The organism is Desertihabitans aurantiacus, assembly GCF_003344635.1.
Lineage (GTDB): Bacteria > Actinomycetota > Actinomycetes > Propionibacteriales > Propionibacteriaceae > Desertihabitans > Desertihabitans aurantiacus.
In genome coordinates this window covers 1-11,866 of the sequence record NZ_QPKK01000111.1, presented here as the reverse complement: position 1 = coordinate 11,866, position 11,866 = coordinate 1, and the positions used below count along the sequence as shown (strand labels likewise).

7 protein-coding genes are annotated in these 11,866 nt (G+C 71.1%); all 7 read left to right on the top strand.

Annotated features, from left to right (window positions below; translation table 11 throughout):
• Positions 1-220, top strand: a 220-nt coding sequence (locus tag DVA66_RS10630) for a hypothetical protein (protein ID WP_198671656.1), incomplete at its 5' end; no start/stop codon positions are given.
• A 1-nt stretch (position 221) separates the two neighbouring features.
• The gene (locus tag DVA66_RS10625; RefSeq protein ID WP_114124816.1) at positions 222-509 is read left to right on the top strand and encodes a DUF1905 domain-containing protein; all 288 of its coding nucleotides are present in this window, start codon (positions 222-224) and stop codon (positions 507-509) included.
• An 83-nt stretch (positions 510-592) separates the two neighbouring features.
• Positions 593-814, top strand: a complete 222-nt coding sequence (locus tag DVA66_RS10620) for a hypothetical protein (RefSeq protein WP_114560062.1) — start codon at positions 593-595, stop codon at positions 812-814.
• Positions 815-975: 161 nt separating this feature from the next.
• Positions 976-5,583 carry a glutamate synthase large subunit gene (gltB, locus tag DVA66_RS10615; RefSeq protein ID WP_114560061.1) on the top strand — a complete coding sequence of 1,536 codons (4,608 nt, stop codon included), beginning with the start codon at positions 976-978 and terminating at the stop codon, positions 5,581-5,583.
• On the top strand, positions 5,576-7,039 hold the full coding sequence (locus DVA66_RS10610; protein ID WP_114560060.1) for a glutamate synthase subunit beta: 1,464 nt from the start codon (positions 5,576-5,578) through the stop codon (positions 7,037-7,039). The genes gltB and DVA66_RS10610 overlap by 8 nt, the downstream gene beginning before the upstream one ends.
• A 436-nt stretch (positions 7,040-7,475) precedes the next feature.
• On the top strand, positions 7,476-11,003 hold the full coding sequence (gene dnaE, locus DVA66_RS10605; RefSeq protein WP_114560059.1) for a DNA polymerase III subunit alpha: 3,528 nt from the start codon (positions 7,476-7,478) through the stop codon (positions 11,001-11,003).
• A complete protein-coding gene (locus DVA66_RS10600) occupies positions 10,988-11,713 on the top strand; it encodes a hypothetical protein (protein ID WP_157973948.1) in 726 nt (241 codons plus the stop codon). Before dnaE ends, DVA66_RS10600 begins: the two co-directional genes overlap by 16 nt.
• The last annotated feature ends 153 nt before the right edge of the window (positions 11,714-11,866 follow it).

Genomic DNA, 11,866 nt, shown 5'->3' with positions numbered 1-11,866 from the left:
CCGCCGGCCCGGGCTGGAGGAGTCGGTCGAGCCTGGACGCGAGGCCCGCGAGGCGGAGGACGACGAGGCGGCCGAGCCGGCCGAGCGGGTGGAGGAGCCGCGTCCGCGCCGCTCTGCCGGCACCGCCGACGCCGGGGGCGGCGCGCCGCCCGAGGAGCAGCCGGACGCCGCGGGCTCCGACGAGGAGGGTCCCCGTCGGACGCCGCGGCCGGAGGCCTGAGGTGGAGGTGGGCTTCACCGGCACCGTCTTCCAGTGGCGCGGGCCGTCGCCGTTCTACTTCGTCGACGTCGGCGAGGAGGCTGCCGACGCCATCGGCACCGTCGCGGCCTCGGTCACCTACGGCTGGGGCGTGATCCCCGTCACCGCCCGGATCGGCGCCACCGCGTGGACCACCTCGCTGTTCCCGCGGGACGGGAGCTACCTGCTGGGCCTCAAGGACGCGGTACGCCGCGCGGAGGGCGTCACCGACGGCGCTGTGGTCAGCGTCACGCTGCGCCTGGAGGTGTAGTCCGCGGCCGTCGCCGTGGCTCTGGGAGGGGTCGTCTGCGCCTATACTGACCGGCGTCCGTGACCCACCACCGAGGAGGCGCAGTGAACCGCACCATCGTGCACCTGCTGGCGCTGACGGCGGTGGCCCTCACGGTGGCCGTCGGCACGACCGGTGCCGCGGCCTCCGCCGGAGGGGTCGCGCTCGCGGTCCTCGCCGGCGCCGTCCTGCTCACGAGGCGCCACCTGTTCGACTCCGGTTCCCGGGGCCCGAAGCCGCAGCCCGTACCCGTCCGGGTGCGGGTGGACGGTCGTCGCCCCCGCTGACCGCACCCACCACCAGACCGATCCACACGACGACGTGGTGGGCGCCCGCCTGCCTGTCCGTCATGTGGGAACACGTTCCCACGATCCAAGACGCCCTGGGTTAGGCTCCTCAGCCGCGCAGGGCCCACCGCCGGATCGGGGTCCTCCAGAGGGGAGACGAGATGACGCACCAGGTCCGAGGAGAGCTCACCACCTCGACCGCTCACGCCTTCCGTGAGCAGCGCCCCGCCGCCCAGGGGCTGTACGACCCGGCCCACGAGCACGACGCCTGCGGGGTCGCCTTCGTGGCCCAGCTCAGCGGCGAGGCCAGCCACGACATCGTGCAGAAGGGCCTGGAGGCGCTGCGCAACCTCGACCACCGAGGCGCCACCGGTGCGGACAAGGCCGCCGGTGACGGCGCCGGCCTGCTGGTCCGGGTGCCGGACGCCTTCCTGCGCGCGGTCTGCGACTTCGAGCTGCCCGAGGCCGGCGCCTACGCCGTCGGGATGGCCTACCTGCCGCGCGAGGACGACGCCCGGGCCCGGGCCCGGGCCTCGATCGAGGCGCTGGCCGACGACGAGGGCCTGGAGGTCCTCGGCTGGCGCGTGGTGCCGGTCGAGCCGGGCACGCTGAGCCCCATCTCCACGGCCAACATGCCCCACTTCGAGCACCTCGTGGTGCGTTCGCGGGGCGGCCACACCGGCATCGAGCTGGACCGGATGGCCTTCTGCCTGCGCCGCCGCGCGCAGAACCAGGTCGGCGTCTACTTCCCCTCGCTGTCGGCCCGCACCCTGGTCTACAAGGGCATGCTCACCCCCGCCCAGCTCGGCGAGGTGTTCCCCGAGCTCGGCGACGAGCGGCTGGCCTCCCCGCTGGCGCTGGTGCACTCGCGCTTCTCGACCAACACCTTCCCGGCGTGGGAGCTCGCGCACCCGTACCGGATGATCGCCCACAACGGCGAGATCAACACCGTCCGCGGCAACCGCAACTGGATGCGCGCGCGGGAGGAGCTGCTGGCCTCCGACCTGATCCCGGGCGACCTCAGCCGGCTCTACCCGATCTGCAGCGACTCCGCCTCCGACTCCGCCTCCTTCGACGAGGTGCTGGAGCTGCTCCACCTCGGCGGGCGCTCGCTGCCGCACTCGGTGCTGATGATGGTGCCCGAGGCGTGGGAGAACAACGTCGAGATGGGCCAGGAGCTCAAGGACTTCTACGCCTTCCACTCCTCGCTGATGGAGCCGTGGGACGGCCCGGCGGCGATCTGCTTCACCGACGGCACCCAGATCGGTGCCTGGCTGGACCGCAACGGCCTGCGTCCCGGGCGCTACTGGGTCTGCGACGACGGCCTGGTGGTGCTGGCCTCGGAGAGCGGCGTGCTGGACGTCCCGGCGTCCAAGGTCACCGCCAAGGGTCGGCTCAAGCCCGGCCGGATGTTCCTGGTCGACCTCGACCAGCACCGGATCATCGGTGACGACGAGATCAAGTCCGAGCTGGCCGGTGCCGAGCCGTACGGGGAGTGGCTGCGCTCGCGGGTCAGCCTCAACGACCTGCCCCCGCGTGAGCACACCGTGCACAGCCACGCCTCGGTCACCCGGCGCCAGCAGGTGTTCGGCTACACCGAGGAGGACCTGCGCCTGCTGATCGCGCCGATGGCCAGCAGCGGTGCCGAGCCGATCGGTTCGATGGGCACCGACACCCCGCTGGCGGTGCTGTCGCAGCGGCCGCGGCTGATCTTCGACTACTTCAGCCAGCTGTTCGCCCAGGTCACCAACCCGCCGCTGGACGCCATCCGCGAGGAGCTCGTCACCTCGCTGGCCGGCACGCTGGGTCCCGAGCGCAACCTGCTCGCCCCCGAGGCCGCCTCCTGTCGCCAGCTGGTGGTGCCGTTCCCGGTGCTGGACAACGACGAGCTGGCCAAGGTGCTGCACGTGCACCGCTACGGCGGCCTGCCCGGTTTCGCCACCCACACCGTCCGCGGCCTGTACCGGGTCGACGGTGGGGGAGAGGCGCTGCGGGAGGCGCTGGACGAGGCCTGCCGCCGGGCCAGCGAGGCGATCGCCGCCGGTGCGCGGATCATCCTGCTGTCGGACCGCCACTCCAACGCCGAGCTGGCCCCGATCCCGTCGCTGCTGCTCACCGCCGCGGTGCACCACCACCTGGTGCGTGAGAAGACCCGCACCCGGGTCGGGCTGGTGGTCGAGGCCGGGGACGTCCGCGAGGTGCACCACGTCGCGCTGCTGCTCGGCTACGGTGCGGCCGCGGTCAACCCGTACCTGGCCTTCGAGAGCGCGGAGGACCTCGCCCGCAACGAGGTCTACGTGAAGACCGAGTCGACGACCGCGGTCCGCAACCTCGCCAAGGCGCTCGGCAAGGGCGTGCTCAAGGTGATGAGCAAGATGGGCGTGTCCACCGTCGCCTCCTACACCGGCGCGCAGATCTTCGAGGCCTACGGGCTGTCGGCGGAGCTGGTCGACCGCTACTTCACCGGCACCACCTCCAAGATGGGGGGCATCGGGCTGGACGAGGTGGCCGAGGAGATCCGCCGCCGCCACGCCACCGCCTACCCGGCCGACGGCATCCCGCTGGCCCACCGCGAGCTGGAGATCGGTGGGGAGTACCAGTGGCGCCGCGAGGGCGAGCCGCACCTGTTCGACCCCGAGTCGGTGTTCCGCCTGCAGCACTCCACCCGCCAGGGCCGCTACGACGTGTTCAAGCAGTACACGGCCCGGATCGACGACAACGCCGCCCGGCAGATGACGCTGCGCAGCCTGCTGCGCTTCCGCACCGACCGCACCCCGGTGCCGGTGGAGGAGGTCGAGCCGGTCAGCGAGATCGTCAAGCGGTTCTCCACCGGTGCGATGTCCTACGGGTCGATCTCGCAGGAGGCGCACGAGACGCTGGCGATCGCGATGAACCGGCTGGGCGGCAAGTCCAACACCGGTGAGGGCGGGGAGGACAGCGACCGGCTGCACGACCCCGAGCGGCGCAGCGCCATCAAGCAGGTGGCGTCGGGGCGCTTCGGCGTCACCTCGGACTACCTGACCAACGCCGACGACATCCAGATCAAGATGGCCCAGGGCGCCAAGCCCGGTGAGGGCGGTCAGCTGCCCGGGGCGAAGGTCTACCCGTGGGTGGCCCGGACCCGGCACTCCACGCCCGGCGTGGGGCTGATCTCGCCGCCGCCGCACCACGACATCTACTCCATCGAGGACCTCAAGCAGCTCATCCACGACCTCAAGTGCGCGAACCCGTCGGCGCGGGTGCACGTCAAGCTGGTCGCCGAGGTGGGCGTCGGGACGGTCGCCGCTGGCGTGGCCAAGGCCAAGGCCGACGTGGTGCTGGTCTCCGGCCACGACGGCGGCACCGGCGCGGCCCCGCTGACCTCGCTCAAGCACGCCGGCGGACCGTGGGAGCTCGGCCTTGCCGAGACCCAGCAGACGCTGATGCTCAACGGGCTGCGCGACCGCATCGTGGTGCAGTGCGACGGTCAGCTGAAGACCGGCCGGGACGTCGTCATCGCCGCCCTGCTGGGTGCGGAGGAGTTCGGCTTCGCGACCGCGCCCCTGGTGGTCAGCGGCTGCGTGATGATGCGGGTCTGCCACCTCGACACCTGCCCGGTGGGGGTGGCCACCCAGAACCCCGACCTGCGGGCGCGCTACACCGGCAAGGCCGAGTACGTGGTGAACTTCTTCGAGTTCATCGCCCAGGAGGTGCGCGAGCACCTGGCCGCCCTCGGGTTCCGCTCCATCGACGAGGCCGTCGGCCACGTCGAGGCGCTGGACGCCTCGGGTGCGGTCGACCACTGGAAGGCGCACGGGCTCGACATCTCGCCGATCCTGCACGCGCCGGCCGTCGACTCCCCGCGGCACCGGGTCACCACCCAGGACCACGGGCTGGAGCACAAGCTGGACATGCGGCTCGTCGAGTTCGCCCAGCCGGTGCTCGAGGCGGCCCGGCGTGGGGAGACCCCGGCCCCGCTCAGCGGGGAGTTCGCGGTCCGCAACGTCGACCGCACCGTCGGCACCATCCTCGGTCACGAGGTGACCAAGGCCACCGGCGGTGAGGGCCTCGCCGACGACACCATCGAGCTGCGGCTGACCGGCTCGGCCGGGCAGAGCCTCGGGGCGTTCCTGCCCCGCGGGATCACGCTGCGGCTCAGCGGGGACTCCAACGACTACGTCGGCAAGGGGCTCTCCGGCGGCCGGATCGTCATCTTCCCCGAGCGCGGGGCCGGCTTCCTCGACGAGCACTCCGAGACCGGCGGTGCGGAGGAGCAGATCATCGCCGGCAACGTCATCGGCTACGGCGCGACCGCGGGGGAGATCTTCATCCGCGGACAGGTGGGCGAGCGGTTCTGCGTCCGCAACTCCGGGGCCACCGCCGTCGTGGAGGGCGTGGGCGACCACGGCTGCGAGTACATGACCGGAGGCGTCGCGGTGGTGCTCGGTGACACCGGGCGCAACTTCGCCGCCGGCATGTCGGGCGGCGTGGCCTACGTCATCGACATGCGTCCGGAGCGGCTCAACACCGAGCTGGTCGACGCCTGCACCCTGGACGCCGACGACGTCACCCGTGTCCGCGAGCTGCTCCAGCGCCACCTGGACGAGACCGGTTCGCCGACCGCGGCCCAGCTGCTGTCCGACCCCTCGGGCAGCGCGGTCGCCGAGCGCTTCACCAAGGTCCTGCCCCGCGACTACGCCAAGGTCATGGCCGCCCGGATCGCCGCCGAGGCCGACGGCCTGAGCGAGTCCGACACCACCCGCAAGATGATGGAGGCCGCTCATGGCTGACCCCCGAGGTTTCATGACCACGCCCGCCCAGGGCGCCGCCCGGCGTCCGGTGCAGGAGCGGATCAAGGACTGGAACGAGGTCTACCCCGGTGGTCCGGGCAAGGCCCTGCTGCCGATCATCAGCGACCAGGCCGGGCGCTGCATGGACTGCGGCATCCCCTTCTGCCACACCGGTTGCCCGCTGGGGAACCTCATCCCGGAGTGGAACGACTTCGTCTGGCGGGGGGAGTGGGAGCAGGCGCTGGAGCGGCTGCACGCCACCAACAACTTCCCCGAGTTCACCGGACGGCTCTGCCCCGCCCCGTGCGAGACCGCCTGCGTGGTCGGCATCTCCCGCGACCCGGTGACGATCAAGAACGTCGAGGTCTCGATCATCGACAAGGGCTGGGAGGACAAGCGCGTCCGGCCCGAGATCCCCGACTGGCACACCGGCCGCACGGTGGCCGTGATCGGCTCCGGCCCGGCCGGGCTGGCCGCGGCCCAGCAGCTCTCGCGGGCCGGGCACACGGTGGCGGTGTACGAGCGCGCCGACGCCCCCGGCGGTCTGCTGCGCTACGGCATCCCCGAGTTTAAGATGGAGAAGGCGGTCCTGGACCGCCGGATCAAGCAGATGAAGAACGAGGGGACGATCTTCCGCTCCGGCGTGGACGTCGGTGTCGACATCACCGGTGCGCAGCTCAAGGAGCGCTACGACGCCGTCGTGCTGGCGATCGGCTCCACCAAGCCGCGGGACCTGCCGGTGCCGGGCCGGGAGCTCGACGGCATCCACCAGGCGATGGAGTTCCTGCCCCAGGCCAACCGGGCCGCGCTCGGCCAGCACGTCGAGAACCAGATCACCGCCGAGGACAAGCACGTGGTGATCATCGGCGGCGGCGACACCGGCGCGGACTGCCTCGGGACGTCCACCCGCCAGGGCGCGAAGTCGGTCACCCAGCTCGAGATCATGCCCCAGCCGCCGGAGGCCCGCCCCGGGCACCAGCCGTGGCCGACCTACCCGATGATCTACCGGGTCTCCTCCGCCCACGAGGAGTTCGGCGAGCGGGTCTACGCCAGCTCGACCTCGGAGTTCGTCGGCGAGGACGGCAAGGTCACAGCGCTGCGGCTGACCGAGGTGAAGTTCGAGGCCGGGAGGTTCGTCCCGGTCGAGGGCACCGAGCGGGAGATCCCGGCCGACCTGGTGCTGCTGGCGATGGGCTTCACCGGCCCGGAGACGAACACCGTGGTCGAGCAGCTGGGGTGCGAGCTGGACGAGCGCGGCAACATCGCCCGCGACGAGAACTACGCCACCAACGTGCCCGGCGTCTTCGCCTGCGGTGACGCCGGTCGCGGCCAGTCCCTCATCGTCTGGGCGATCGCCGAGGGCCGCTCCTGCGCCAACGGCGTGGACGCCATGCTCAGCGGCGCGTCCAAGCTGCCCCGCCCGATCGGCCCGCACGTCCGCCAGATGATGGCCTAGGGCCCGACGCAAGACCCGCTGGAGGAGGCTGTCCCACCCGGGGCAGCCTCCTCCGCGCATCCGGGCACGACCCCGCCCCCAGCGCCCTGAGCCTGTCGAAGGGCGGACACGGTCCCGACCCGAGCGCCCCGAGCCTGTCGAAGGGCGGGACACGAGCCGGGCACGGCCCCGACCCCGAGCACCCTGAGCCTGTCGAAGGGCCACTCCCGACCCCGGACGCACCCCTGCATCGCGGAGGAGATCTTCACCACACCCGAGCTCCCGGCAGCCCCTCTCCCGACCCTCCGGGGCCCCCGGCCGTCACCCGCTCCGAGCCAGCACCACCCGACGGGCGAGCCGCCAGGTTCTGTCGGGAGGCGGTACTAGTCTGTGCAGACGTCGCACGGGCGGGCCCGGTGGGTCCGCGAGGGTCGAACGAGAGGTGAGCTGGAGCAGCATGGCGGGGTCCGAGAACGACAGCTTCGTCCACCTGCACGTGCACTCGGAGTTCTCCATGCTCGACGGTGCCGCCCGGCTGCCCGACCTGTTCGCGACGGCCGAGAAGCACGGCATGCCGGCGCTGGCGATGACCGATCACGGCAACCTCTACGGCGCCTACGAGTTCTACAAGGCGTCCAAGAAGACCTCGGTGAAGCCGATCATCGGCCTGGAGGCCTACATCACCCCCAAGACCCACCGCAGTGAGCGCAAGCGGGTGCAGTGGGGCAAGGGCGGCGGCGACGACGTCTCCGGCGGTGGTGCCTACACCCACATGACGCTGCTGGCCGAGAACAACACCGGCATGCACAACCTGTTCAAGCTCAGCTCGAAGTCCTGGACGGAGGGCTACTTCTACAAGCCGCGCGCCGACCGGGAGCTGCTCAACACCTACGGCAAGGGCCTGATCGCCACCACCGGCTGCCCCAGCGGTGAGGTGCAGACCTACCTGCGGCTCGGGCAGTACCGCAACGCGCTGGAGTCGGCGGCGGAGTTCCGCGACATCTTCGGCGCCGGCAACTACTACCTCGAGCTGATGGACCACGGCCTCACCATCGAGACCCGCGTCCGCGCCGACCTGCTGCGGCTGGCCAAGGAGCTGCAGCTGCCGCTGCTGGCCACCAACGACCTGCACTACGTCCACCAGCACGACGCCGAGGCCCACGGCGTCCTGCTGTGCGTGCAGTCGGGCTCCACCATGGACGACCCGAACCGCTTCAAGTTCGACGGCGACGGCTACTACCTCAAGTCCCCGGCCGAGATGCGCCGGCTCTTCGCCGAGCTGCCCGAGGCCTGCGACAACACCCTCGAGATCGCCGAGCGCTGCCAGATCTCCTTCACCGAGGGCGAGGGCCGCTACATGCCCCGCTTCCCCTGCCCGCCGGGGGAGGACGAGACGTCCTGGTTCGTCAAGGAGGTCGACCGCGGGCTGCGCGAGCGCTACCCGGCCGGTGTCCCGGACGAGGTCCGCAAGCAGGCGGCCTACGAGGAGGAGGTGATCATCGCCAAGGGCTACCCGGGCTACTTCCTGGTGGTCTCCGACTTCATCCGCTGGGCGAAGGAGAACGGCATCCGGGTCGGCCCGGGCCGCGGCTCGGGTGCGGGCTCGATGTGCGCCTACGCGATGCGGATCACCGACCTCGACCCGCTCCAGCACGGTCTGATCTTCGAGCGGTTCCTCAACCCCGAGCGCATGTCGATGCCCGACTTCGACATCGACTTCGACGAGCGCCGGCGCGGTGAGGTGATCCGCTACGTCACCGAGAAGTACGGCGACGACCGGGTGAGCCAGATCATCACCTACGGCACCATCAAGGCCAAGCAGGCGGTCAAGGACGCCAGCCGCGTGCTCGGCTACCCGTTCGCGGTGGGGGAGAAGATCACCAAGGCGATGCCGCCGGCGGTGATGGGCAAGGACGTCCCGCTCAGCGACATCTTCGACACCAACCACAAGCGCTACGCCGAGGGCGGGGAGTTCCGCGCCCTCTACCAGGCCGACTCCGAGGTGCGCACGGTGGTCGACAAGGCCACCGGGATCGAGGGGCTGAAGCGGCAGTGGGGTGTGCACGCAGCCGGCGTGATCATGTCCAGCGAGCCGCTGGAGTCGGTCATCCCGGTGCTCAAGCGCGAGGCCGATGGCGCGATCATCACCCAGTTCGACTACCCCGGGTGCGAGGCGCTCGGGCTGGTCAAGATGGACTTCCTCGGCCTGCGCAACCTCACCATCCTCGACGACGCGGTGAAGAACGTCGAGCTCAACGCCGGCGTCACCATCGACCTGGACGAGCTCAGCAAGGGCCTGGACGACCCGGCCACCTACGCCCTGCTCGGCCGCGGCGACACCCTCGGGGTGTTCCAGTTCGACGGTGGGCCGATGCGGGCGCTGCTGCGGCTGATGAAGCCGGACAACTTCGAGGACATCTCGGCCGTCGGCGCCCTCTACCGCCCCGGCCCGATGGGGGCCAACAGCCACACCAACTACGCGCTGCGAAAGAACGGCCAGCAGGAGGTCACCTACCTGCACCCGGAGCTGGCCGAGGCGCTCGAGCCGATCCTGGGCACGACCTACGGGCTGATCGTGTACCAGGAGCAGGTGATGGAGATCGCGCAGAAGCTGGCCGGGTACACGCTCGGCAAGGCCGATCTGCTCCGCCGGGCGATGGGCAAGAAGAAGCGTGAGGTGCTGGACGCGGAGTTCGTCGGCTTCGAGCAGGGGATGCTCGACCGCGGGTTCTCCAAGGAGGCCATCAAGGCGCTCTGGGACGTCCTGGTGCCGTTCTCCGACTACGCCTTCAACAAGGCGCACTCGGCCGCCTACGGGTTGGTCTCCTACTGGACGGCCTACCTCAAGGCGAACTACCCGGCCGAGTACATGGCCGCGGTGCTCGAGTCGGTGAAGAACGACAAGGACAAGATGGCCATCTACCTGGCCGAGTGCCGCCGGATGGGCATCAAGGTGCTGCCGCCCGACGTCAACGAGTCCGAGGCCAGCTTCACCCCGGTCGGCACCGACATCCGCTTCGGGCTGTCGGCGGTGCGCAACGTCGGCGGTGCGGTGGTCCAGGGGATCGTCGAGGCCCGCGAGAAGCACGGCAAGGCCAAGGACTTCTACGGCTTCCTCGACAACGCCCCGCTGATCGTGTGCAACAAGCGGATGATCGAGTCGCTGATCAAGTCCGGCGCCTTCGACTCCATGGGCCACCCCCGCCGCGCGTTGATGGAGGTCTTCGACGCCGCGGTGGACGAGGTCATCGACCTCAAGCGCAACGAGGCCAACGGCCAGGACGACCTGTTCGGGATGTTCGCCGACGAGAGCCCGATGGCGGCCAAGGTGGTGCCCGACGGCGAGGACTGGGACAAGCGGACCAAGCTGGCCTTCGAGCGGGAGATGCTCGGCCTCTACGTCAGCGACCACCCGCTGCAGGGTCTGGAGCACATCCTGGAGACCTCGCGGGAGATCTCGATCGGGCAGCTGCTGGCCGACGACGGCCCCCGTGACACCATCACCAGCATCGCGGGGATGATCACCCAGATCCAGCGCAAGACCACCAAGAAGGGCGACATCTGGGCCATCGTCACCGTCGAGGACCTCGAGGCCTCGATCGACGTGCTGCTCTTCCCCAAGGCCTATGAGCTGGTCTCCACCGTGCTCGCCACCGACACCGTGGTGCGGGTCAAGGGGCGGGTGCGCCAGAGCGACGAGAGCGTGGAGATGATGGGTTCGGAGGTCACCATGCCCGACATCACCGAGGGGCCCACCGGGCCGGTGGTGATCTCGCTCCCGGCGACCCGATGCACGCCGCCGGTGGTCCAGCAGCTGCGCGGGGTGCTGCAGTCCCACCCGGGGATGACCGAGGTGCAGCTGCGGCTGTCCTCGGGGAGCAGGACCACGGTCTGGCGGATCGACCAGCAGCTGCGGGTCACCCCGTCGCCTCCGCTGATGGCCGACCTCAAGGCACTGCTGGGGCCGTCGTGTCTGACCGTGTGAGCCCGACCCGGGCCGAGGCGACCGGCGGTGAGGAGCCCTCCGCTCCGCCCACCGGGAGCCTGCTGCACCGGGTGACACTGTTCGTGGCCGCCTGCCTGCTGGTCGGCGCGCTGTCCGGTCTGGTCTGGTGGGCGGTGGTCGACCTGCCGGGCTACGTGATCGCCGCCGACGGACGGGCCGCGACCACCGAGCGCGGGTTGGCCCAGCACTTCGGCTCCGATGCCTGGTTCGTGCTCATCGGCGCGGTGGCGGGCCTGCTGCTCGGGCTGGTCGCCTGGTGGCGGCTGGTCCGGATCGGCTGGCCGGTGATCCCGCTGACGCTGGCCGGGGCGACCGTGGCGGCGCTGCTGTGCTGGGTGGTCGGCCACGCGCTGGGCCCCAGCGACTTCGCCGCCCGGCTCAGCGCCGCCCAGCCCGGGGAGACGGTGCCCATCCAGCTCACCCTGAGCGCTCCGGTGTCGCTGGTGGTGTGGCCGTTCTTCGCCACCATCCCCATCCTGCTGTGGTCCTCACTCGCCCCGGATGCCGAGCAGCCGCCGCCGCTGCTGGCCCGGCGCGCCCGCGCCGAACGCCGCGGCCGGCACGAGTCCGTGGCCGGCGTCCTGCCCGAGGACCTGCCAGCCGGGAGCGCCTCGGCCCGCACACCCGAGGAGCACGAGGGCCGTTCGACCCCGCGACGGGCCCGTCGCAGCGCCGACGACCGCGGCTGACCCGTTGGCTCGCGCGACGCCGTGATCCGCGCATCCGGGGCCGTCGACAGCTGGCCGGCCCGGCCGGCGGTCGCGAAGTCGGTCGGTCCGGCACGACCCCTTGGATGTGGATGTTCCCGCCGAACCGGAGACTCCCGAGCGGGATGACCGCCT